The organism is Sebaldella sp. S0638, from assembly GCF_024158605.1.
Taxonomy (GTDB): Bacteria; Fusobacteriota; Fusobacteriia; order Fusobacteriales; family Leptotrichiaceae; genus Sebaldella.
This window is the reverse complement of the sequence record NZ_JAMZGM010000006.1, coordinates 55,952-81,210: the sequence shown is the minus strand read 5'-3', so window position 1 is coordinate 81,210 and position 25,259 is coordinate 55,952. Positions and strand designations below refer to the sequence as shown.

Below are 25,259 nucleotides of genomic sequence, written 5' to 3'. Positions count from 1 at the left end.
CAAAAAATAAATTTGTCTTTGCTCTTTCGATTTCTGTCTGTAATTTTAAGAAATGATCAAAATACTCTTTTTTTTCATTTTCCAGACTTTCATTTACCTTAACAATTATTTTGTCAAATTCGTAACAACATACCTCATAAATTTTATTATTTTTTATGAATTTCTCTTTGTATATTATAGTCCAAGGCAATTTTTTCCGTAAGAAACACCCTCATTTTCGGGCTTAAAGCAGGAATTCCCATAAAGTCATCAATATTTTTTATGAAGTATTCTTTCTTTTTTATTATTAATGAATCAGTCATTTTTTCATTTAACTTTTCTATTTGAAAAAGCATATCACTTTTTATATCCAAGATTTCCTTCATTTTCTTTACTTTATTCTCAAACTGTTCTATATCTCTGTTTTCTTCGCATACTATTTTGTAGGTTATACTTAGTAAATTTTCTATATCTTCATTTTTCATACTCCGGACCTCCTGTCCTTCATAAGATATAAAAAACTGCCTCCTACAGAGCTTTAAACCCTCGGAAACAGTTTCAATATTTATTTACGGTTTTATTATTTTTTTTGCTTCTTCCATTTTTTCTACAATTGTTCTCATATTACTTATTTTTCCTGCCAAAACTTTATCACCTATATTATAGTAATCTACACATGTTCCGCATAATAAAATCTCTGCCCCGTTTTTCTCCATCAGCTTCAAATCATCCAGACAAGCTGAATCAGCCGATGTAAGCAGAACACCGGAATTGTAAAACACTATAGTCTTCGGTATTGTTTCATTTTCAGTAAGTACATGAATAAAACTTTTTATCAGAATTTCTCCGAGTCTGTCATCACCATGTCCCATTTTGTTTGAAGCTATTATCAAAACTTCGTCTGAGTTCAATTTCACTCTCTAAACCCTCCTTTTCTGGAATCTTTTAATAATGTGCCTTTATTAAAACACTTATATCCTACCTGATATTTTAATTATAAAACACGGGTAAAACAAGGTATTAGAATGAATATGATAATCCTACACCTGTGTAATGTATTTATTAAATGATTTTTGTCCTGGTGCACTGTCCTGCTGATTTCTCATTTCATAAGCATATTCCAGTGATACTGCAAAGCCTGCAGGAAGTTTCTGGTCTATTCTAAGTCCCAGTCTTGTATCTATTTCATTATTTGCCTGATTTGCATCTGCATTCCACGACTTATTGATAAATCCCTGTCTGAAATATGGTGTTACTGTAGTTGTCTTATCACCAAAGAAAGCAAAATTCATTGGCAAATATCCTCTGATCTGTTGGTTATTAAATGAGTTTGCAGTAGGTCCGCCCAGATTCCATCCTCTGTCTAAATAGTAATTCAATCTTAGAGATATGAAATCATTAAACTTGTATTTAAGTCCTGACTCTGTTTCCAATTCTTTGTCAGAATATCCATTTTCCTGCGCATCATTAAACATTGAGTAAAAACCCAGCCATCCTTCATAGCTTAAATTAGGCGTAAAATTGTATCTCCAGTCTGGTTGGATATTCAGCCATCTGTTATTAGTAGTCGTAGGACTAGTTCCGTCTTTGTGAGCCCATTGATAATTTCTCACAGCAGCTCCCAATCCGATTGCATATTGATCGTTGTCAGTAAACTGATAATGACCTCTTAACTCTAATCTGTTAAGATAGTTTCCACGTGTCCAGTCCTTATATTCGAAATCATGATTTTCATTATAATTCGTCATTCCGAAGGACCATTTTCCCTTTCTAAGGTCAAAGTAAACACTTGGTTCATATAAGCCGTCTTTATCAGCTGACCCCTCTACATTTTCTGTTTCCTGTAAAATACCGAATGTTCCGTGCCAGCCATCCCAAGGGCTTGTCACCTTATTACGTGCCTCAGTTACTGCTTCTGTCTTATCAGTTTCTTTCGCACTTAAATTAAGACTTAAAAGTGCAAAAACAGCTACTAAGAGTAATTTTTTTTTCATATTCATCACCTTTTTAGTTAGATTTTCATAAACCCCACTACACATATTTATGATAACCAATACTTTTGAATATGTCAATTAATTTTTTGACATATTTAACACGGTTTTTTGCTCTTCTCCTTGTTTTTTGCACCTCCTATTTATTAAACAAAAAGGAAATTTTTTGATATTTTTTTTATTTTTAAATAAAATCTCCATTTTTTTTTACTCAACAGCATATAAATAGAGTCATTCGACAATTTTTAACTTTTGTATTCTGAATTACGCTGTTATTCAAAAAAATATGATATAAAAAAATATTTCAAAAATACCGCTAAAGACCTAAAAAGATTTAACTGTAATAAATCAATAAAATAATTTTTATTGTGTTTTTCAATTATTAAATTTGAGAAAATTTTAAATTCTATTAATTTATATAAAAATATAGAAATTAAATTAATTTTATTATTAATCATATATTTTTTTCTCTTTCCTTTTAGTACAATTTTTCCCTGTTTACATCTATAAAGTCTTGTTTTTTTTTGTGCTTCAATATAAATTGTATAAATAGTAAAAATAAATATGAGAAAACTTAACAATTACTTTTTCAAATTATTTTTCATGTAATGTAATTTAAATTCAATGAGTTTTATTGTTATATTTTTAAAATAAAAAATTTAAAATTAGCAATGTTCCAATAAATTAATTTAAATCCAGAATTATCCTGATAAGTTATAAATATAACATTTCTATTATCATTATTAATTATTTATTGAAGTATTTTTTCTCTGAATAATAAAGTTAATTTGAGAAACTAGCCTATATAAAAAAGAGAGACTGAAATTTTATCAGTTCTCCCTAATAATTTATTGTTATTTATACATTTCTATTTCTTTCCCTAGTTTTTTGTTCTCCAACACTAACAGCACTCCTATAATAAACGTAAATATAACATCAGTAACCGGCTGTGAATACCACACTCCGTCCAGTCCCCAGAATCTAGTGAAAATAAACATAATTATCATAAAGATAAATACCTGTCTCATTATATTCAGGATTATTGCTTCTCTTGCATTACCTATTGACTGAAAATAATTTGGTACAATAGTACCCACAGAAGCCGGAATAATCAACATAAAATAAATTCTGATTGCTTTTACTCCGTCATGTATAACATTGGAATTACTGTCCTTATTAAATAATAATATCAGTTCTCTAGGAATTAACATTATTATCACGAAAAATACCGTTGACATTATCAGACCCCAAATCACAGACATGTTAAGTGATTTTTTAACCCTGTCAAATCTCTTTGCACCGTAATTATATCCTATAATAGGCTGGGCTCCCTGAGCAATGGAATATACCGACATTACTATAAGAGTCAGATATGTATTAATAATAGTCATTATTGCCACCCCTGTAGTTCCTCCGGTAGCACTTATTACATTATTTATAATTACTCCCACAGCCGCATTAACTGATTGCAGTAAGAATGACGACATACCTATTTTTAAAATATCATATGATATTTTATATGAAAGAGGAAGATTTTTTCTTCTTAATCTAAGGATACATGTTTCATCTATAGAACGGCCGAACATATTCAGCCTGAATAACGGCTTCCCTCTGAGGAAAAAATACATTACATATACTGCTGATAATATATTTCCAATAAGTGTTGCATAAGCAGTTCCTTCTATTCCCATATGAAAAATAACTACAAATATATAATCAAGAACAAGATTAACCACTCCACCTATTATCATTGCGAACATCGCAGTTTTAGGTGCATTGGCAGCCCTCATGACATTGCTCAGCCCGTAAGAATAAAAATTAGCCAGTGAAATTGGTATCAAGATTCTCATATATGCTCTTGCATAAGGAAGAGTTTCATTGTTTGCCCCTGATTTCAAAAGTATAAAATCAAGATTAAACCATAAAATTATTGTAAGAATGATACTCACTATAAAAAATAAGGTAACAGAATTCCCCAGTATCTTTTCAGAATCTTCCACGTTTTTCTGCCCGAGACGTATTGATATTATTGTACCTGCCCCGATTCCTATAAGCATACTAAAAGCTATAAAAACCATAAGCAGATAGAAAGTTATACCTGATGCAGCCAGAGCTTCCTCACCTATAAACTGTCCTATAAACCATCTATCAACAAAATTGTATATCACTATTACTATATTCCCAATTAAAGCAGGAATAGTGTATTTCCTCAAAAGTTTTCCTATTGATTCTGTTTCCAGATCATTTTGCTTTCTCTTCATATCGCTATCCTATCTATATTAGTCTTCGAAATTTCTTTCATATAATGATTTATATATACCATTTTTAGCAATTAACTCCTGATGTGTTCCCATTTCTTTGATTTCCCCTTTTTGCAGTACCACTATTTTATCACTATTTATTACAGTGGATAATCTGTGCGCTATTATAAATGTAGTTTTTTCCAGCATCAGCTTTTCCAAAGCTTCCTGAACCAGCTTTTCCGATTCATTATCCAAAGCACTTGTCGCTTCATCCAGAATCAAAATCTGAGGATTTTCCAAAATTGCTCTTGCTATGGCAATTCTCTGTTTCTGTCCTCCTGATAAAAGCACTCCTCTTTCACCAATTTCAGTTTCGTAGCCATCAGCGAGGTTCTTTATGAACTCATGTGCATTTGCCATTTTTGCAGCATTGAATATTTCTTCGTCAGTGGCCTGTCTGTTTCCGTAACGTATATTTTCTTTAATTGTCCCGCCGAACAGAAAAGTCTCCTGAGGAACTATTCCTATATTTCTTCTAAGTGATTTTATTTCATAGTCTCTTACATCTATACCGTCTATTTTTATACTTCCTTTATTTACATCATAAAATCTTGGTATAAGGTTGGCTATTGTGGTTTTTCCTCCGCCGGAATTCCCGACAAGAGCTACTGTTTCTCCTTTTTTTACATAAAGGTTTATATTATTTAATACATATTCATCGTCATCATTATACGAAAAATAAACTTCTGATAATTCGATATCCTGTTTGAAAGTATCGAATTTCACCGGATTTTCACAATTTATGATCTCAGGTTCCAGCTTCATTATGTCGAACACTCTTTCTATAGCAGCTGTATTATTATTAATATTATTAATCGTACCTACTGATCTCTTGGCAGGTGTATACATCGCAGAAATAGCTCCTATTACTGTAATAAAATGTCCTGTTGTAAATCCGGTACCTCTTATTACTCTGTATCCGCCAAACATTAGAAGCAGTGCTACTATAATATAATTCAGACCTTCTGTAATAGAGTTTGACTTTGCATCATATTTAATACTGTTCATACTGTGTAATCTCAGTTTGTTAGTAAGACTTTTGAACTTCGATTTTTCGTATCCCTCTGTAGCAAAAGCTTTTATGACTTTAATTCCTGATATTGTTTCCTGAAGTGTACTGTTCAGGTCTCCTGTGGCTTCCTGTCTGTCTTTTCCGGCTTTTTTTAATTTTTTAGCATATTTTTTTACTATTTGTATCAGTATCGGTGCAACTATAACAATAGACAAAGTCAGTTTCCAGTCTGTGTACATTGCTATACCGAATAAAACTACCGCCTGTACTACATATGAAAGTAAATTAAACAGATTCAGCACCATAGTATTTATATTTTGTGCATCATTGGTGAATCTGACCATTAATTCACCTACTTTTATTTCAGTAAAAAATTTAAGATCCAGACTCTGTATTTTCATATACATGTCGTTTATGACATCTCTGTAAATTCCGGTAGATATACGTCCGGAAAAAATAGTAGATAAATATATTAAAAAACCGCTCATTACTGCTAAAGCTATCATAGAACATGCTGCATATAATATATCTTTTTCACTGCCTCCGTTAATTCCTTTATCAAACAGTCTGTTTATCAGTGCAAGAGGTGCTGCCGCTGTTGCTCCTGCGAGAATTGTCATGACGAAATTAATTCCCATAAGAATTCCGTATCTTTTTATGTATTTATTTAACTGTGAATATAGTTTCTTTAATTCATTCATTTATAGTGCCCTTTCCAAAATAAATTGAGATATTCTGTCTGTTACTCCTTTTCCGCCCATTAAATCCCTGCTCTCCCGAAGAGATTCTATCACGTCTTTCTTAGAATTATCTATATAATTCATTTTCTTTTCTATATTTTTTACATTAAAATCATTTTGTATAAGCTCTGGAAGTACCTCTTTTCCTGCTCCTATGTTAGTAAGTGAAATATAATTTATTTTTAAAATATTTTTTGCTATAAATACATTCAAAGGTGATGTTTTATAACCTACTATTACAGGAAGACCCATAAGAGCCATTTCAAAAGTTACAGTTCCCGAAGTAGCCACAGCCATTCTCAGGTCTTTTCTGATATCTTCCAGTTTTGAAAAACTTATCTCCATATTTGGAAAATCAGTTTCATTGAAAGGTACATAAGCCATATGTGACTTATCTGCAAGTCTTAATATAAATTTCTCATTTTCTCTGCCTTTTACCAGCTCCAGCATTACTGGAAGTATTTTTACAATTTCCTGTTTTCTGCTTCCCGGCAGTAATAATATCTTTTCACCATAATTATCTGAAAATTCATACTTATCTATAAACGGATTTCCAAAATAAGCTACATTCATATTTTTTTTGTCATAATATTCTTTTTCCCACGGAAAAATCACTATTACTTCATCTACTTTTTTTAGTTTTTCTATTCTTTTTTCACCCCATGCCCATACTTTCGGCGGAATATAATAAAATGTTCTTATCTCCGGCATCTCTTTTTTTAATATCTCAAAAAATCTCAGGTTAAAACCGCCGTAGTCCACAAAGATAACATTTTTTATATCATTTTCCTTTATAAACTCTATATATTCTCCGGCTTTTTTCTTAAAATAACTGTATTTTTTTATTGCTTCTGCAAAACCCATTATATCATTATCTTTAATATGCTGAACCAGTACAGCACCTTCAGAAGCTGATTTATCTCCGGCCATGCCGAAAAACTCCGCATCTGGATCTGCTTTTTTTACAGCCTTTATTATATATGATAAATGTAAGTCACCGGACATTTCACCGCATGAAACAAAAAATTTATTATTCATACTTTATTCCTTTTATAAATATTTTATTTTTATCAGCAAAATTTATTACTTCTTCCTGATCTATAAATAACATGTGTTCTGATTCTATTACTATTCCCTTTGCTTTTATTTCCACAGCCTTTTTCAATGTATCCACGCCTATTGTTGGAATGTCGATTCTGTAATCCTGATTTGGGCGTGCCATTTTCACTATTACACAGTCTTTACCTGCATATTCCCCTGCACGTTCTATGGTTTTATCAGTTCCTTCCACTCCCTCAAGGGCTACCACAGATTCATTTTTCACTACCACAGTCTGTCCTGCATCAATGGCTGTGAGCATTTTCGCCGCTTCAATTCCTATTTCTATAGTTTTCATATCATCAGGAAGGGCTTTTCTCTTAGTATAATCCATTTCTTTTGCCATATACTTATCCATAAGAAAATTCTGGGGTAATACCTCTATTCCCTCTTTTTCCAGATGATTTATTATTGCCATTAATATATTCTTATCTTTTTTATTTCTGGTATTCATTAATATTTTGGTTGCAACCAAATCAAATTTCAAATTGGAAAAGATAAGATTTTTCTCTACTTTTCCCAGCATAATCAGTCTGCTTATTTCTTTTGATTTTAAATACTTTATTATTTTTCCCACCTGGGCAATGCTGTATTTTACAGAATTACCATATTCTTTTATCTTACTGTCCACATTGTCAAAAAGATAAACCGGGTATACTTCATATCCACGGGCTACAGCTTCTTCCAAAAATAAAGTCGGGAGCTTTCCAGCTCCTGTAATAATTGCAATTTTATTCATTATCTTGTAATACCTCTTTTACTTTTTTTGATAAAAGCTATTATATGATCTACATTTTTATCGTCAGGAAACTTTTCTTTCAGCTGTATAAGTGCTTCTTCCACCTTAAGACCTCTTTTGAATATTATTTTATAGCTTTCTCTCAGATTTTTTATCTCACTCTCTGTGAAGCCGCGTCTTTTAAGACCTGTAATATTTATATAAGCTGCTCTTGCCTTATTTCCTTCTGCAAGTGTATACGGAACCACATCCTGATTAACAGCTGAAGCTCCTCCTACCATAGCATGACGTCCTACTCTTACAAACTGGTGTATAGGTGTCAGTCCGCCTATTACAGCGTACTCTTCCACATATACATGACCTGCAAGTGTTGCCCCGTTCGCAAGAATACAATTATCTTCTACCATACAGTCGTGTGCAATATGAACATATGCCATTATCAGGCAGTTATTTCCTACTGTTGTTTCAAATCTATCCTCTGTACCTCTGTGAATTGTTACGAATTCTCTGATTTTGTTATTATTTCCTATAACTACTCTCGTTTCTTCCCCGTGAAATTTCAGATCCTGAGGTACTTTCCCTATGGAAACAAATGAAAAAATATAATTCCCCTTACCTATTATTGTTTCACCTTCTACCACAACATGAGACTCCAGCACTGTTCCGGAATCTATTGTTACCTGTGGTCCGACTATACAATACGGCCCTATTTTTACATCATCCGCAATTTTGGCCCCATCGGCAATAATTGCAGTTTCATGTATATTTTTATTCATAAAATTACCATCCTATTTTTTATTTGTCCTTATCTTGCTATTCCCCTTTTACTTTCTCCAATAAAGTGTATCATATGTTCTATATTTTTATCATCGGGAAATTTTTCCTGCATTTGTTTTATTGCTTCCTCCAGCTTATTTCCTCTTTTAAAAATAATTTTATATGCCTCTTTCAGATTTTTTATTTCATCTTCGCTAAAACCACGCCGTCTCAGTCCTACCATATTTATAAAAGCTGATTTAGCCTTTATTCCTTCTGCAAGTGTAAAAGGAAGAATATCCTGAAATACATATGAGGCTCCGCCCACCATAGCATGACATCCTATACGTACATTTTCATAAACAGGAGTCAGGGCACTTATTATAGCATGACCTTCTACATATACATGTCCGGTTAGTGTTACATTATTTCCGAGTATACAGTTGCTTTCCACAGTACAGTCATTCCCGATATGGACATAAGCCATTATCAGACAGCTGTTTCCTATCTTTGTCTCGAATTTATCTTCGGTTCCTTTATGTATAGTTACGAATTCTCTGATCTTATTATTATTCCCTATTGTTATCTTGGTATGTTCATTTGAATAATCTATATCCTGCGGCATTTTTCCTATTGAAACAAATGAATGTATATAATTATGTTCACCGATTGTTGTATCTCCGTCCAGGGTTACATGTGATTCCAATACAGTTCCGGTACCTATACTTACCTGAGGTCCTATAGTACAATAAGGACCTATTTTTACATCATCAGCTATTATGGCTTTATCTGACACAATAGCTGTTTCATGTATATGAATACTCATATTTTCCTCCAAACAGTAATACTTTTATAATATTATTATCTGTCATGTATTGCAAACATTAATTCAGCTTCACTGACAACTGCACCGTCAACAATACATCTTCCTTTTGCCTGAATAATTCTGCTTTTTACTTTTAATTTTTCTACTTCAATTCTGATTTGATCTCCAGGAACCACCTGTTTTCTGAATTTACATTTGTCTACTGACATAAACAAAGGTATTTTCCCCGGCTCCAGCATAAGCAGTCCTACAGCCTGAGCCATTGCCTCTACCTGTAATACTCCCGGCATTACCGGCATACCCGGAAAATGTCCGTTAAAAAATTCCTCGTTTATCGTGACATTTTTTATAGCCACAAGGCTTTCCGTCCCATTTTTCTCAATTACTCTGTCTACTAACAAAAAAGGATATCTGTGTGGTAAAATATTCATAATATCTTCTATTTTCATTACTGATTCCATATTTTTCTCCTCCTAAAAATTTCTTATATTAAACTTTTCAGTTTTTCTGATAATTTTGAATTTATAAAATGTCCTGCTTTTACAGCGATCAAATGCCCTTTTACAGGTCTGTTCAGTATGTATATATCTCCTATCAGATCCAGAATCTTATGTCTCACGAATTCAGTTTCAAATCTGAGACCCTCGGGATTTATCACACCGTCTTTTTTTATGACAATTGCATTTTCAAGGCTTCCGCCCAAAGCAAGATTATGACTCTGCATATATTCTATTTCGTAATCAAAACAGAATGTTCTCGCAGGTGCTATTTCTTTTGTATAATTTTCCTGATTCAGATCTATTTCATAATACTGCGCTTTCAGAAAAGAATGTCCGAAATCTATTGTATATGATACCTTAAATCCGTCATAGGGCAGGGCAATTATGTATTTACCGTCTTTTTCCTCGGAAAAATAAATAGGTTCTGTTATTACTACAGGTTCTATATCTTTTTCCAGTTCTACAAGCCCTGTTTCATTTATTTTTTCTATAAACATCAGAGAACTTCCGTCCATAATAGGCAGTTCATTACCTGTTATCTCCACCAGAAGATCTGTTATCCCGGTTATGTGAAACACTGACATTATATGCTCTATTGTGTATACCATGACACCGCTGGAATTTCTTATATTTGTTCCTCTTTCCAGTTCAAAAAGATTGTCCGGCGAGACTTTTATTTCGTTATCTCCGGGTAAATCTACTCTTTTGAACGTAATTCCGCTGCAGTCAGTTACCGGTTTTAATTTTATTTCTATTTTCTCACCTTTATGAAGGCCTATTCCATTGTAAGTAATTTCATCTTTTATAGTTTTTCTTTTCATAACACTATCCTTTCAAAAATCTGTCTGCCAATGCTAAGGCTATTTTCTTTTCCCCTGTCATAAAATCCACAGTTACACTTTTATTATCTATACCTGTTACTTTACCTTTTCCGAATTTTATGTGATTAACAAATTCCCCGATTTTATACTTAGCTTCTTCAGGAGCTTTTTTATAAGGATTAAAATTTTCTATATCTGTCATAGGTTTGAAATTTTCTGATCTCAATGGCTGCTCTGTCTGTCTGAATAAATCTGATTTTCTCTCTTTTTTATTCAGGAATTCCAGTTCATCCTGAGATAACTCATCTATAAATCTTGAAGCAGGACGTCCATAACTTGATTGTCCCCACAGCATTCTCTCAGAAGCATGCGACAGTCTCAGTTCCTTTTTTGCTCTTGTTATTGCCACATAACAAAGTCTTCTTTCTTCTTCAAGGTCTTCATCATTTAGTACAGATGCCTCTCCGGGAAATAACCCCTCTTCCATTCCTGCTATAAATACATAATCAAACTCAAGCCCCTTGGAGCTGTGTATTGTCATCAGCTTTACGAAATTTTCCTCGTCATCCATACTGTCAGTTGCGGATGTAAGAGATATAAACTCCAGATACTCACTTAATGTAATTCCCGGATACTCTCTTTCTATCTCACGTATACTGTTCATTAATTCCTCTATATTCTTTATTCTGTCTTCTTTGTTATCCTCTATTGAATCAATATATTTAGTTCTGTTCAGTATTTCCTGAAATATCTCACTTACTGTCATATTATCAAGATTTTCCAGAACATCCACCAGCAGTCTGTAAAAATCTTTCAGCTTTTCTTTTGCTGCTGCACGCAGTCCTGTTACTTCATCTATATATTTTAGCGACTCAAAAAGTGATACGCCTTTCTGTGCAGCTATTTCAACGAACTTTGCTACTGACTTATCACCTATAGATCTCTTCGGCACATTAATTATTCTTACGAAATTCAGGTTATCCTGTATATTATTTATGACACTCAGATAAGCCAAGAGGTCTTTTATCTCTTTTCGCTGAAAAAACTGCATTCCGCCGTAAACTCTGTATTTTATGTTATTCAAAAGCATTTTTTCTTCCAGTACCCTTGACTGGGCATTAGTTCTGTAAAGAATTGCCATATCTTTAAAAGGGATGCCTTCTATATTTTTTCTGAGTATTTCTTCTGCGATGAAATTAGCTTCGTCAAATGTATTCGATGCATTAAAAACCTGTATTTTCTCACCTTTTCCGGCATCTGTCCAGAGCTTCTTTCCTCTTGATGATTTATTATTTCTGATCAGCTCATTTGCCGCATTAAGTATTCTCTCAGTAGATCTGTAGTTTTTTTCCAGTTTTATTACAAGGGCATTTTTATAGTCTCTTTCGAAATTCAGTATATTATTAATATTTGCCCCTCTAAAAGCATAAATACTCTGGTCTTCGTCGCCGACTACACAGATATTATTATATTTTGAAGCTATTTTATTTATTATTTCGTATTGAAGATCGTTAGTATCCTGATACTCGTCCACTATTATATATTTATATCTTTCCTGTACTCTTCCAAGTACTTCCGAATTATCCAGAATCTTGTTTGCATTTAATATCAGATCTGAAAAGTCCATTGCATTACTGGATTTCAAAGTTTTATCATACTTATCAAAAATATCAAAAAACGCTCTGTTAGAAGGGACACGCAAGTCTACTTCCCGTTCTATTGTTTTTATATCAATTCCTTTTTCTTTAAGCTTGCTTATTCTGCCTGCTACTTTACCCGGCGTAGTATCATCCTGTATATTCAGTTCTTTCATTATCTTACCTATTAATGACTTCTGATCATCTGTATCGTAGATGTTAAAGTTATTCCCATATCCCAGCTTTTCACCGTATATTCTTAAGAGTCTTACAGAAAATGAGTGAAATGTCGATATCTGTAGGTTATGAACATCATTTCCTACCAGAGCTTCTGCTCTTTCCTTCATTTCCTTTGCTGCTTTATTAGTAAATGTAAGAGCCAGTATATTCAAAGGAGATACGCCCTTTTCCTTTACCATGTGAGCTATTCTGTAAGTTACCGTTCTTGTCTTTCCGCTTCCCGCGCCTGCCAGTATCAGCACAGGGCCGTCTATATGTTCTGCTGCTTCTCTTTGTTCTTTATTTAGACCGTCTAATATACTCATTTGTTTCCTCTTCTATTATAAAATTTTATTAATTATACCACACATTGCGTCCAATAGCAATGTCAGCACCTTAACTCCGAAAGATTTTGTAATTAAATTTCAACTAAAATACAAATATATTATTATTATAAGATTAAAATATATATATTTGTACAAAAACCCTTAATATACTGGTTCCACATGTATGATTACATCTTTTAGGTTCCTGTATTTCAACTTTAGTTTATTAGAAATTTCGTGTGACAAATCATGGGCTTCCATTACCAGCATATTTTTATTCACTCTTATATCCAGAAACAGATATATATCTTCTCCTGATTTAGACATGTGAAAATCATGGGCATTTTCCACGCCTTTCTCTTTTATGACAAAGCTGTAGACTTCCTCAAGAAATTCCTTATCCTGAGTATCCAGAAGCTCAAGGGAATTATCCTTTATTATCCCGTAACCTTCCTTGATGATATATAAAATCACAGCAATACCAAGAAAAGAATCCATCACGGGACTTATCTGTCTTGACAGAAATATTCCTATTACAACTGATGTACTTATTATAAAATCTGACTTATAATCCTTTGATAAAGCAAGTAAAAGTGTATTATTAAGTCTCTCCCCGTTTCTCTTTATAAAGAAAAACTGTCCTGCTTTTATAATCAGAGAGATTATAGAAACTCCGATAAGCAATGCCGGAGGCTGTGTGCTTACTTCTCCCCTGACCAGCTTCATTATATTTTCATATAATATATTTGAAGCTGCTACTATAATAAGTGTTCCAATTATGATACTCATAATAGATTCCATTTTTCCGTGTCCAAAAGGATGATGTTCATCTTCCGGCTTGCTTCCTGCCTTCAGACCAACCACGGCTATAGTATTGCTTACACAGTCTGTAAGCGAGTTTACACCGTCAGCTATCAGTGCCGTACTGTTTCCCATATAACCAAACACTATTCTTAATGAAGCCAGAATAATATTTATAAATAAATTGAATATAATTACCAGCATAGCTTTCTTTTCTTTTTTTCTCTTAAAGCTCAGACCATCTCTTATATAAGCTTCCCCGTTTCTCACGAATTTCAGTCTTTCCAGAAACTTATTAGAATTCTTATGATCTAAAACAACCATACCGTCATAATTATTGCTTCTCACCCAGTTAATTAAAGATTTCAAAAGTTTTGTTCCATAACCGCTGTTTCTCTGATCTTCTCTCACAAATATTTTTTTCAAAACAGGCGTTTCTTTCATTTCCAAAACTGCGTAACCCATTATCATGTCCTTGTCATTTATGGCAAACCATTCTTCCCCGGGTTCCGGCATCTCGAATTCATTATCCAAAACTTTTAATTCCCCAAGTTCTCCTTGGTCTTCTGTTTTTAATTTTATAATATCCAATTTTCCTCCCGGGATTAAAATATTTATTAATAAAAAAAGCCAGAAAAATCCAGCTGATATCTTTTCTAGCCATACACCGAACTCTCGAAATAACTCAATATATGTTTCTACAGACAAAGGCTCAAAAAAAGCGACCCCACAAACCCAGAAACTTTCGACTTAGTGCTGCTTCGTTCCCGACCTGACACAATTCACCGACATCCTGCAATATAGGACTTTTTTCTCAACGCCGTTGCCTGAAGGCTTTATACCAAATTACCCCTCAAGCTCAGAATTCACCTCCACTATAGCGGATTGTGGATACAGGGCACCGCTGATTCCCCGGCTAGTATGGCAAGTGTTATTCTATCATTTTTGCATATAATTGTCAACTTCTTTAGTTCTTTTTTGTATTTAAAATGTTGAATTTTTTCATATGAAAAGAACAGCTTTATATAAAAATTCTTATTTTTTTTCAGAAGTTATAATAGTTACAAATGGATAATCCTGCTTTGGAGCTTCTTTTTCATCTGAAAAATACATTTTAGATATTGTTCCGTCCAAAAACAGGAGATCTCTGCACTCCAGATTATCCAGCGCATATTTTGAGAAATTATAAAAGTTTATTCCCTCACTGCTCATAAGAAAAAAGACTTTGTTTTCTTTTGTTATTCCTACAGCACTACGTATTTTCAAAGACTTAGAGTCTTTACCTGTTTTTTTATTTATTACGCCGTCTTTTACCAGCAGCGGTCCTGACTGAACTGCATAACTTATATTTTCATTATATGTAAAACTCTTTGATTCTGATATTTTCGGCTGATTATCCTCAATAAAAAACACTCCGTTCGGCTGCATATAAAAATTGCCTTCTCCATGCCTGAGATCTATTTTTGATATTATTTTGTAATTTTCTATGTATAATCCTTTAGGTTTGTATTCTATGCTGTATATGCCGCCATTTGTAGCAAAATTAATTTTATCTCCGGGATTTTCCTGAATAACTTTTGATAACTCGGAATACGCCTCGCCGTTCTTATTTTTCCAGTACATTTTTATTTTTTCATTATCTAAATCAGGTAAATATACTGAAAAATCCCCATCTATGATTTTTTTTCCTCCGGTGCTTTCTCTCTCCTCTGATTTTTCAGGAGAAATCCCTGTTATTTCTGTTATTCCAGTAGTTTTCTTCGTTTTTCTCACAGATTTTGCCAAAAAAATTCCGCCGATACTTACTATCAAAATTAAAATCAGCAAATAAACTTTTTTCATTTTCTCTCCTTATATTTTCCATCTGTTATGCTGCCACATATATTGACCCGGATATTTTCTTATCAGTTCCTCAAAATCATAAAACAGTTTTTGTGTGTTATACTGGAGCGTTTCTCTTAATTTCCCCTTTTTTTCCACTTCCAGTTCTTTCACAAAGGTTATATTTACCCTGTCTTCTTTAAAAACAGAATACGCTAAGATTACAGGCGCTTTATATTTTATTGCCAAAAGCATATTTCCTTCATTGGCCTTAGTATGTTTACCAAAAAATTCCATATCTACCCCGTTTGAATATTGATCTGAAGCAAGAATCAAAAGTCCTTTATTTCTAAAACACTCTGATATTTTATCATTTGAACCGTTTTCTATATTTTTTAGTATTGTTTTTGCTCCTGTTCTTTCTCTGTAACTTGTCATAAGATCATTCAAATATGGATTTTTCTGTTTTTTAAATACAGTATACACATCAAACCATTTTGCCAGCGAAAATCCCGCTTCAAAACCGCCCATATGAAGAGTCGTAAGTATAAGTCCCTTACCTCTGCCGTAGAGTTCTTTAGCTAGTTCCAAATTATCTACTTCTATGGCTTTTTTCTCTATTAACTCTGTTAAAAACAATGGAATAAAAGTATTTTTAGCCACAGTTTTATACGATTCTTTTGCTATTTTTTTTAATTCTGACATAGATTTTTCCGGAAATGCTATTTTTAGGTTTTCATATGTCAGATCTCTTCTTTTTTTAATAATATAATAAGCTAGTATTCCCAAAAATTCAGCAAATTTGAATCGGAATCTCAAAGAAAAAATCCCTAAGCTTTTCTTAATTCCTTTTATCATTGCTACTTCTATCCTATACTTGTTCATTATTTTCTCCTAAATATATTAATTATTAATGTTAAATATTTTTGAAAATTTAAAATGGAATTTATAAAAAAATATACCAGTATTTTAGTAGTTTTTCTTCATAGTAACATGTTTACAAAATAATAGTATTTTCTATAATTTTATCATATTCAGACATAAGCTACAAATTTTTTTCTATATATTTTCTATATCTTATACATATATGTCTTATAAATTTCTATTAGAAAAAAGGCAGTTAAGTTTCAAAATAAAACTGTAACTGCCTTTTGTATTTTTTATAATAATTGTTTTTTAAAATACTGCTTTCAAACTGACACCGACTCTGTAGTCTTCCTGACTATGTTCGCCAGTAACATATTCTCCAGTTACAAATATCCCGTATTTTTCCTCTACCTCTACTCCCACAGAAGCCTTACTTCTAAATGCTCCTTTTTCTTCTTCCGGTTTCGATAAATTATGATATCCGTCCTCTACAGCAATAAGTCTTGCTTTTTCTCTTTCATTAAGATTAGCAAGTTCATATTCATAAGCTAGATCAAGTGTTGCTTTTGCTTTCCATCCTCTTGCACCTAAAGGCATTTCTCCTTTTACTTCCACACCTGCTCTTGGCTTTACGCTCCATGCGTCATTTCCGTCCACTTCCAAAGCTTCCAGTCCTGATTCAGTGAATGTCGGTCTTACAGCATACATTGCCCGCAGTCCTCCATATGGCGTTACAGATGAATTTCTCCCTATTTTGAATTCTTTTCCTAAAGAGTTATCAAAAGTAAGTGAATAAGTTTCAAATGTACCGTCCATTTCTGATCTTCCGTTTACAGGCCAGTCTATATTTCTGTCTACATTGTGAATACTCGCTCTTCCGGTAAGATCGTTTTTCACGATCCAGTCATTAGCTTTATACTTATTGTGAACTCCCAGCTGAATTGTATCTACCCATTCTTCACTGTTATTTCCGTCATTAAATTCAAATCCTGTATGCATATATCCCAATGAGTATCCGAAAGTATGTCTGTAAGTTCTTTCTACTTCTCTTAAAGCCTGAATTCCTGTTGCTTTATAATCATATCCTACTACTCCGTCAGTATCCTCTGTTCTCTTTCCGCTTCCCACTATAACGTTAATTTTCACATTTTCTTTAGTGTTATTCTCAGAGTTTTGCAGTAAATCCAATGAATTTTCAAATATTCTTGCTATATCATCTTCACGCTGATTCAGGTTAGAATAAACATTTCCTGCAAGACTTGCCATTACATGTCTAAAGTCAGTTTCATTACTTATGTAATCTATTTTATTAAAAATATTTATAGCATTTGATGATATTCCGTCTACACCATATTTCTTATCAAGATTTTTTCCAAAATCCTCATACCAAAGACCGCCGGTAAATTTATCATACGGAATCTTCTTCATCCATATATCTACATTACCATTGCTGTTTATCTGCGGTATTGCTTCCCATGTAAGCGACTTACTTACTACAGGCACAGTTCCGGTATTCGGTCCTCCGCCGGAAGTTGTAGGATTAAATACATCTTTTAATTTATATGTTGTAGCATTTGTTCCTTGTGTAAAATCTGCTGTTACAACAACTGGATTATTCTCATCTACTTCAAATGACGGTGCATTAAATTTTACTGCATTTGATACATATTTTGCTCCGGCATCTTCTGAAAGTGTTGCACTTGTTATCGTAGAAGGATCTACTTTTATAGTTATTTCTACTCCGTTTACCTTAAAGTTTTCATTTACATTAATAACTCCTGAGTTTACTATGCTTGGAACTACATATTGCTCATTTACTGTCTGAGTCAGTCCCAGTCCGTTTATCGCGCCGCCTAAAATATTTATTGTCCCCTCGGCATTATTAATAAGTCTTGAACTGTTTGCCAAAAGTATTGCAGTGTTATTTTCTCCGCCTACATTTATAGTACCGTAGTTTTCTACTTCTGAACCGGCATTTCCATACATACCGTAAGAATTAGTTCCTGTTATGTCAATAGTACCTTTATTTGTGATCAATGCTCCGCCTACAGCAGCCATTCCTATACTTCCGTCTCCTGACACAGTAATAGTAGCTGTTTTATCATTGATTATCTGTGTATTTTTACCTTCTGCATATAATCCTACTGCTCCATCAGTCAAATAAATATCACCTTTATTTGTAGATACTGCACTATTATTCGCATCAGTTTTGGAATAAATTGCTACTGCTCCTGTACCTGCATGTATAGTACCAGAATTTGAAATTGAAGAATTTTCACTGTACAGTCCCACTGCATAAGTATTTAGGAAAGTGTTTGTTTTACTTTGAATATCTGAATTTCCTAAATATAAAGTACCGCTGTTATTTATTACTCCGCCTTTGTTATATACAGCTATATTTCCTATTTGATTTGAAGCATCTATTGTACCAATGTTATTAACAGTTTCACCATTAACAGCATATACCACTACATTTTCAGAACCAGTCATATTAATATTTCCGTTATTCGTAATTGTACTTCCGCCGTCTGAATATACCAATACTTCATTATTTCCCAGTGTAATTCCTACATTATTTTCAAATGAAGCCCCGCTGTTCAAAATAAATCCGTAATTCCCTGAACCTATACTCAAATCAGATGATCCATTTACTATTTTAGCACCGTTTATCCCGTATACTCCTGCTGTTTCATTTCCTCCAAGTAAAGTTATTTTTGAATTCCCTAGTATATTAACAGTATCTCCGTCACTGTAAATTCCTATTCCTCCATCACCTACTGTTATTTCTCCATTTTGTTCCACAGAGCCAAGACCAGTTGCAGAACCGGACTTATAAATACCTATTGATGAAGTTCCTACTAATATCTTTCCTGTATTACTTATTTTTTCATCTGTATTTTCACTGTATATTCCTAATCCCGGATTCACAGCATTTGTAGAATTACCAATGTTTATAGTTCCGGCATTTGTCAGTACAGCAGTACTTGTAGCTGAATATTTTGAGAAAATTCCTATAGAATTATCACCTGAAAGATTTATTTCAGCCCCTAATTCATTTAAAATATCCATGTTTCCTTCTGCATAAATTCCTACAGCATTATTGCTTGTACTTCTTATTATATTTTTATTTGTTACAATCCCTGTATTTTGTGCATAAATACCCTGACTTGAAGTTCCTATTTCTATAATTCCTTCATTTGTTACAGTTCCTGAATTCAATCCGTACATTCCTACTGATGAGTTCCCTACACTTATATTATTTTTATTTAAAGCTCTAGCTCCATTAACTACATATATTCCTGCAGAAGAATCTCCCATTGTGATTGTACCCTGATTCTCAGACTCTACAGAATATGGTGATGCCAGTGCTGCTGAGTAAAGACCATTTCCATACAGAGCTACACTATTAGTACCTGTACCCGTAATTGTAGTCCCTGAATCCAGCAATACAGCGGATTTTATTCCTGAGAACATAACTCCGTTATCTCCGATTGTATAGTTCCCCACATTAGACTGATATAATCCTGAATCTATGTTTGCTACAACATATGAAGATCCTGCTGATGAATTGATTGTCAGATTATTGCTAAAGTTTGATCCTGTTCCTTTTATATTAAATATTATGGCATTTTGCCCGGTAATGTTAATTGTCCCCGATGTTCCAGTAAAATTACTATTATTTTCCAAATAGAATCCTACGGCATTATTGCCTGATAATTCCACTGTTCCTGAATTAAAGTTTACATCACTGTTATTTGCATAAATTCCGGCATTACTGCTTCCTACATTTATCTGTCCGTTAGTATTTGTGAATGTTCCGCCTGTTACATATGCTCCTGCACTGTTTGTAGAATTGATGAAATTAAGTGTTCCTGTGTTTAGAGCCTGTACATCATTTCTATTTATTGTAGAATTATTGTTTTCGGCATATATTCCCACACCTTTACTCTGTCCGGAAATATCATTTATATAGCCGTTATTTGTTATGTCTACTTTATCTGAACCATAGCCTAAAGCTGCTGAATCAGAAATAGGCATCTTGTTCTTGTCATATGTTATTCCAGCTAATCCGATACTGTTATTTCCAACATTTACTGTCCCGCTTCCTGAGTTTAATATTTTTGTATTATTTAACCCCAACACTCCTATAGCATTATTTGAAACTGTTATTGTCCCGTTATTTGTTATGTCTCCATATACAGAATAAAGAGAAACTGAGTCAGTCCCGCTCATATTTATGTTACCGTCATTTACTATTGCTATATCGCTTTGTACCTGCCCTGCTTTATTAACTTGTTTCACTACATTTTGCTCATTTGCAGTTCCTGTGATATAAGTACCGGAAGTGATGTTTATCTTAGAGTTCACAGCATTCATTAAGTTAATCGGATTATTAGTATTATTCAAATCATACGGATTTGAAGCTGTTCCGTTTGTAGAATCGTTATTTATATTGAAGACTCCGTCTGTTAATAATGCAAATCTGTAATTGCCGTTTATTGTAAGACCACTGGTACCCAGTACATTATTTGCAGTAGATATCATAGATGTAAGGTCAACTGTAGAACTTCCCAGTACAAAAAGATTACCGTAACCATTTCCTGATGTCGGCATATTTATAGTCAGGTTTCCTAGTGAACCGTTAAAAGTATTATTCAAATAATTTGAGAAATCCGCGGTATTGTACGTAGCAGAATCAAATTTAAATACTGTTCCGCCTGATTCTACTTTTACTGATGTCCCGGAATTTATAATAAACTGACCGAAGTTTGATCCGGCTGCTCCATTCGATGACGAATAATTGTTGTAAAACATTAATCCGCCATTTTGGATAGTACCTACAGGTGTTCCGCCAAATTGTATTCTTCCTGTTGTACCGTTAGTACTGTCATAACCTGCATAAAACGCTATCCCTTTATTCCCTGCTACTACACCATCACCTGTTAAGCTGACTGTATTACTTGAAACATCACTGGAAGCATATATTCCTGCCGAGCTGTTTTTTGTCTCTACTCTTCCTGTACTTGTAAAATTCCCGCCTGCCAAGACAACTGCAGCTCCATTATTTTCTTTTGTAATTGTACTATTATTTATTATATTTCCTGCTATATTCGAGCTATCTTTCGCAGCAATAACACCATTTGTTCCATTACCACTTACAGTTATCGTACCATTATTAGTGAAGGTTCCGCCACTTTGTGCATACGCTCCTGCGTTCCCGTTTCCAGCCGAAACTGTCAGATTTGCACCGGAATTTAAAGTAATATTACCTCCGGTTGCTGCAAGACCTATGTTTCCTTCACCTTTATTTACAAGTGTTTTTCCTGTTATAGTAAGAGTTCCTCCGTCTGCTCTAACCAAAGAACTCGACCTTGCGTAATCACCAAACAGTATGTTATGAGTTCCTGGCGCCGATGCTGACGAGCCGTCTCCAAGATTCAATGTTAATGTTGCTGCATCTGTGTAAAAACCTGCTGCGTTTTCTGTATACGCTGCTTTTCCGCTTGCTGAATTTCCTGTGCTGCTGCTTTCATTTCCTGTAGTTCCTATATTCATATTCATTGATGAATATATGGGGTTAAAAGCTCCTACTGTAGAATTTTCTACATAAACTCCTACTGTTTCATCGCCAGTTAATTCAAGTGATTTTTTAAAGGTTATTTCACTTTTTCCAAAATTTGTAATTTTTCCATATTGACTTTCATCTTTTACAACTATCCCAATTGATCCTAATCCCTTTAAACTAACATCTCCATTATCGGAGTTTATAAATCTAGTTCCGCCATCAGGGCTTGTGCCAGTTTGATTTAGAGTATTACTAGGAACACCAAAATTAGCTAAAACATCGCTTTTTCCTTCTAAAATTATCGTTCCATTATTGTAAAAATCTAAAAATCTGCTATCATTATCACTTGTGTTGTTATTCCTATGATCCACTGCGGCAAATATTATTCTATTTCCAGAATTTAATGAAGTATTGTCTGCTCTTATCACTCCATTATTTTCCATTATTGCATTTTTATCACCACTATGATATTGTGCGCCATACATAATTAAGTATTGTCCCGATAATGTTATATTAGTACTATCTGTAATTATCCATTTGTTATCACTGACTTTATTATGAGCATCAGTATAAAATAGAAATCTCTCTTTAAATTCTATATCATTACCAGTATAAGTAATATCCATATTATCTATTTCCAGAATATGCCCTCCAGAGCTTCCACCTACAAGTTTCATGACATATTTTCTATCATCTATATCTGACCATCCTGGACCAGAAAGTGTAGAATCTATATTTTCATCTGCATTTCCATATGCCATAGTATTATTTACAGTAGCAGTAATGTTACTGGAATTATTTGCTAAACTTACATTTAGTGTACCTCTTCCTACATTATTGATACCCCCAACTAATTCCTGCTGCGATAAAATTGCATTATGATAACTCGTAATGTCGTTTCCTGGCATATAACCTGTCCCATTATAGTTTAATATTCCCTGTTGATCAGCATTCGGGGAACCACCAACGTTCACCGTATACGTAAAAATAGATTTTACATCCATCGCTGCTACAGAAACATCAACCTTTTCAAATTCCGGCACTTCAATAACAGGCACATTAATGCTAGGCAATTCCACAGTAACTGTACCGGCTGGATTCACTTCCACCACCGGCGGTGTCTGGATAGCCAGATCAAGCGGCGTCCTGTTCACTGCTTTCATAGGAATCCTGATCCCTAAATCCACCTCTTTTGAAACCTGAGTTCCCTGCATTACTTTCCCTTGTATACCGTTCTTGCTGTAGCTTGGATCTGAATGATATTTTGCATTGGCTTTTGTATTATCTCCACGTTCTACATGGTCATAAAAGCCGCTGAAAAATATCTGCCATTCCAAATATTCCGGTTTTACTATATAGTCAGACTGTTCATACAGATCCTTTAATTCTTTATTTCTCTTATTCAGAACCTCTTCCAGAAAACCGTAGTCTTTCTCGCTTACCCCCTTGTCATTAATCAGATTCTTGTATATCTTATCCAGTTTAGTATTAACCTTAATATTCGTCTCTGCATAAGCTGCCGTCATCGAATATAAGGCTAGAAATGATAACAATAGCCTCTTATTTTTCATAAATTCCTCCTGCTCTAATTTATCTAAAATAATACCCTCATATTTTCACATACAAAAATAAAACGGTATTACCAATATTTTTCAAACCTTCCCTGATACTTACATAACTTTATTAATCATCCATAAATTAAAATTAATAAGTACCTATTATATAGAATACTATATTTTTATTCATTTTGTCAACTTTTATTCATTACATTGTCTGATACTTAAAATGTATCTTTAAACAATATCATCAATAACTTTTTATATTTATAACAAAAAGTTAACTAAAAAAATACCATTATATTATCTAATTATAACAAATGATATAATGGTATTATTATTTATAAACTAATATTATTTTTTCTGATTATTTCCTCTACTTCCAGAAGGTCTTCTTTAGTATCCACACCTTTTACCGTACTTTTTGTTTCATATACTTTTATTTTATAACCGTTTTCCAGAAATCTCAACTGTTCCAATGATTCGATATGCTCCAGTTTTCCGTCTTTCATATTATCCATACTGTTCAGGACTGCACTTGTATATCCGTAAATCCCTACATGTCTGTAATATATAAAACTACTATCCTCATTCCTCATATAAGGTATAAGACTTCTGCTGAAATACAGGGCATTATCGGAAAAATCCGTAATAACCTTCACTACATTAGGATTTTCCTTATCCGAAGAACACTTTATTTCTTCCTTCAAAGTTATTATCTCTGCTTTTTCAGCTTTATATTTATTTACAAGAATATTTATTGATTCCGGATCGATTATAGGTTCATCACCCTGTATATTTATTATGAATTCAAAATCTTTATACTCCTCAAGCCCTATTACTTCCTGTATTCTGCTTGTACCATTAACATGATCATCTCTTGTCATTACAGCTTTCCCGCCGAATGCAGCAACTGTGTCAAAAATTCTTTTATCATCAGTAGCTACTACCACATCATCAAGCTCAGACTTTACACTTCTTTTATATACCCATTCTATCATCGGTTTTCCGCAGATCAGCTCTAGAGGCTTCCCATTAAATCTCGAAGATGCGTATCTTGCAGGAATCACTCCCAATATTTTCATAATTTACTCCTTCTCAAAGCACATTGTAATTCTTTCTCATGATTTTACCATATCTAAAAATAACTTCCAAGTATATTTATTACTTTTTCAAACTACTTCAAGCAGGAAATATTTCCTGAAGCAATGATATGAATTTCTTCAGTTTTCCCTCACTAAAAGCTGCTTTTGGTATTACTGAATAATTTCTTTTCCCGTATAACAGCAATACTGTATTCGGTGTTTCTATAAATCCTTTATAATAACTCCATTCTATTTCAGAACTTATATCCTCACGCTCATATCTCATTTTATCATGGGAAACAAACAATTTCTGTACTCCCATTTTAGAAATATATATCTTAAAATAAAGGTATGTAACTCCTTTTTCAAAAATTCTCAGTATAAAAAGAAGACTAAATACCACAAAAATCATACCTAAAATAAAATTTCCAATTGTAAACATAAAAACACCAATTAGTAGAACAACTATTTCCATTATTCTGTCAAAAATATTTCGTTTTATTTTACTTTTCGTAAAATACTTTGCTGCCTCAAAATAATTTTTTATATCTGCACGGTATTCCAAATAAATTTCTTCCATCTAATCCTCCTTTGTAATTTTTATTTTATTGCTGAA

General features: G+C 33.3%; 18 protein-coding genes and 1 other RNA gene. All 19 read right to left on the bottom strand.

Annotated features, from left to right (window positions below; translation table 11 throughout):
* Positions 1-146: 146 nt before the first annotated feature.
* On the bottom strand, positions 147-464 hold the full coding sequence (locus tag NK213_RS03460; RefSeq protein ID WP_253346702.1) for a hypothetical protein: 318 nt from the start codon (positions 462-464) through the stop codon (positions 147-149).
* Between the two features lie 84 nt (positions 465-548).
* Entirely contained in the window at positions 549-896 is a 348-nt protein-coding gene (yedF, locus tag NK213_RS03455) for a sulfurtransferase-like selenium metabolism protein YedF (protein WP_253346700.1), read from the bottom strand.
* 123 nt (positions 897-1,019) lie between these two features.
* Positions 1,020-1,973, bottom strand: a complete 954-nt coding sequence (locus NK213_RS03450) for an OmpG family monomeric porin (RefSeq protein WP_253346698.1) — start codon at positions 1,971-1,973, stop codon at positions 1,020-1,022.
* Between the two features lie 851 nt (positions 1,974-2,824).
* On the bottom strand, positions 2,825-4,231 hold the full coding sequence (locus NK213_RS03445) for an MATE family efflux transporter (RefSeq protein WP_253346697.1): 1,407 nt from the start codon (positions 4,229-4,231) through the stop codon (positions 2,825-2,827).
* A gap of 18 nt (positions 4,232-4,249) precedes the next feature.
* Positions 4,250-5,986 carry an ABC transporter ATP-binding protein gene (locus NK213_RS03440; RefSeq protein WP_253346696.1) on the bottom strand — a complete coding sequence of 579 codons (1,737 nt, stop codon included), beginning with the start codon at positions 5,984-5,986 and terminating at the stop codon, positions 4,250-4,252.
* On the bottom strand, positions 5,987-7,063 hold the full coding sequence (gene lpxB, locus NK213_RS03435) for a lipid-A-disaccharide synthase (protein ID WP_253346695.1): 1,077 nt from the start codon (positions 7,061-7,063) through the stop codon (positions 5,987-5,989). It lies immediately after the preceding gene.
* Complete coding sequence (locus NK213_RS03430) at positions 7,056-7,862, bottom strand: LpxI family protein (RefSeq protein ID WP_253346694.1); 807 nt, start codon at positions 7,860-7,862, stop codon at positions 7,056-7,058. The genes lpxB and NK213_RS03430 overlap by 8 nt, the downstream gene beginning before the upstream one ends.
* Positions 7,862-8,638 (bottom strand): acyl-ACP--UDP-N-acetylglucosamine O-acyltransferase, encoded by a 777-nt coding sequence (gene lpxA, locus NK213_RS03425; RefSeq protein ID WP_253346693.1) that lies wholly within the window; start codon positions 8,636-8,638, stop codon positions 7,862-7,864. The genes NK213_RS03430 and lpxA (NK213_RS03425) overlap by 1 nt, the downstream gene beginning before the upstream one ends.
* A gap of 29 nt (positions 8,639-8,667) precedes the next feature.
* Positions 8,668-9,444, bottom strand: coding sequence for an acyl-ACP--UDP-N-acetylglucosamine O-acyltransferase (gene lpxA, locus NK213_RS03420; protein WP_253346692.1), 777 nt, complete (start codon positions 9,442-9,444; stop codon positions 8,668-8,670).
* Positions 9,445-9,479: 35 nt separating this feature from the next.
* The gene (gene fabZ, locus NK213_RS03415; RefSeq protein ID WP_253346691.1) at positions 9,480-9,905 is read right to left on the bottom strand and encodes a 3-hydroxyacyl-ACP dehydratase FabZ; all 426 of its coding nucleotides are present in this window, start codon (positions 9,903-9,905) and stop codon (positions 9,480-9,482) included.
* Positions 9,906-9,928: 23 nt separating this feature from the next.
* A complete protein-coding gene (lpxC, locus tag NK213_RS03410) occupies positions 9,929-10,765 on the bottom strand; it encodes a UDP-3-O-acyl-N-acetylglucosamine deacetylase (RefSeq protein WP_253346690.1) in 837 nt (278 codons plus the stop codon).
* A gap of 4 nt (positions 10,766-10,769) precedes the next feature.
* Complete coding sequence (locus tag NK213_RS03405) at positions 10,770-12,947, bottom strand: ATP-dependent helicase (protein WP_253346689.1); 2,178 nt, start codon at positions 12,945-12,947, stop codon at positions 10,770-10,772.
* A gap of 162 nt (positions 12,948-13,109) precedes the next feature.
* Positions 13,110-14,339 (bottom strand): GNAT family N-acetyltransferase, encoded by a 1,230-nt coding sequence (locus NK213_RS03400; RefSeq protein WP_253346688.1) that lies wholly within the window; start codon positions 14,337-14,339, stop codon positions 13,110-13,112.
* Between the two features lie 69 nt (positions 14,340-14,408).
* An RNA gene (gene ffs / locus NK213_RS03395) (signal recognition particle sRNA large type) lies at positions 14,409-14,673 on the bottom strand.
* 110 nt (positions 14,674-14,783) lie between these two features.
* Entirely contained in the window at positions 14,784-15,590 is an 807-nt protein-coding gene (locus NK213_RS03390) for a phosphodiester glycosidase family protein (RefSeq protein WP_253346687.1), read from the bottom strand.
* Positions 15,591-15,599: 9 nt separating this feature from the next.
* Entirely contained in the window at positions 15,600-16,454 is an 855-nt protein-coding gene (locus tag NK213_RS03385; protein WP_253346680.1) for a lysophospholipid acyltransferase family protein, read from the bottom strand.
* Positions 16,455-16,745: 291 nt separating this feature from the next.
* Positions 16,746-23,573 (bottom strand): autotransporter domain-containing protein, encoded by a 6,828-nt coding sequence (locus tag NK213_RS03380; protein ID WP_253346679.1) that lies wholly within the window; start codon positions 23,571-23,573, stop codon positions 16,746-16,748.
* Positions 23,574-23,899: 326 nt separating this feature from the next.
* Entirely contained in the window at positions 23,900-24,643 is a 744-nt protein-coding gene (kdsB, locus tag NK213_RS03375; protein WP_253346678.1) for a 3-deoxy-manno-octulosonate cytidylyltransferase, read from the bottom strand.
* Between the two features lie 97 nt (positions 24,644-24,740).
* Entirely contained in the window at positions 24,741-25,223 is a 483-nt protein-coding gene (locus NK213_RS03370) for a YcxB family protein (protein ID WP_253346677.1), read from the bottom strand.
* Positions 25,224-25,259 lie beyond the last annotated feature (36 nt).

Coding starts and splice junctions, on each gene's coding strand:
- NK213_RS03460 (WP_253346702.1), bottom strand. CDS start 464: ATGAAAAATGAAGATATAGAAAATTTACTAAGTATAACCTACAAAATA.
- NK213_RS03450 (WP_253346698.1), bottom strand. CDS start 1,973: ATGAAAAAAAAATTACTCTTAGTAGCTGTTTTTGCACTTTTAAGTCTT.
- NK213_RS03445 (WP_253346697.1), bottom strand. CDS start 4,231: ATGAAGAGAAAGCAAAATGATCTGGAAACAGAATCAATAGGAAAACTT.
- NK213_RS03440 (WP_253346696.1), bottom strand. CDS start 5,986: ATGAATGAATTAAAGAAACTATATTCACAGTTAAATAAATACATAAAA.
- lpxB (WP_253346695.1), bottom strand. CDS start 7,063: ATGAATAATAAATTTTTTGTTTCATGCGGTGAAATGTCCGGTGACTTA.
- NK213_RS03430 (WP_253346694.1), bottom strand. CDS start 7,862: ATGAATAAAATTGCAATTATTACAGGAGCTGGAAAGCTCCCGACTTTA.
- lpxA (WP_253346693.1), bottom strand. CDS start 8,638: ATGAATAAAAATATACATGAAACTGCAATTATTGCCGATGGGGCCAAA.
- lpxA (WP_253346692.1), bottom strand. CDS start 9,444: ATGAGTATTCATATACATGAAACAGCTATTGTGTCAGATAAAGCCATA.
- fabZ (WP_253346691.1), bottom strand. CDS start 9,905: ATGGAATCAGTAATGAAAATAGAAGATATTATGAATATTTTACCACAC.
- lpxC (WP_253346690.1), bottom strand. CDS start 10,765: ATGAAAAGAAAAACTATAAAAGATGAAATTACTTACAATGGAATAGGC.
- NK213_RS03405 (WP_253346689.1), bottom strand. CDS start 12,947: ATGAGTATATTAGACGGTCTAAATAAAGAACAAAGAGAAGCAGCAGAA.
- NK213_RS03390 (WP_253346687.1), bottom strand. CDS start 15,590: ATGAAAAAAGTTTATTTGCTGATTTTAATTTTGATAGTAAGTATCGGC.
- NK213_RS03385 (WP_253346680.1), bottom strand. CDS start 16,454: ATGAACAAGTATAGGATAGAAGTAGCAATGATAAAAGGAATTAAGAAA.
- NK213_RS03380 (WP_253346679.1), bottom strand. CDS start 23,573: ATGAAAAATAAGAGGCTATTGTTATCATTTCTAGCCTTATATTCGATG.
- kdsB (WP_253346678.1), bottom strand. CDS start 24,643: ATGAAAATATTGGGAGTGATTCCTGCAAGATACGCATCTTCGAGATTT.
- NK213_RS03370 (WP_253346677.1), bottom strand. CDS start 25,223: ATGGAAGAAATTTATTTGGAATACCGTGCAGATATAAAAAATTATTTT.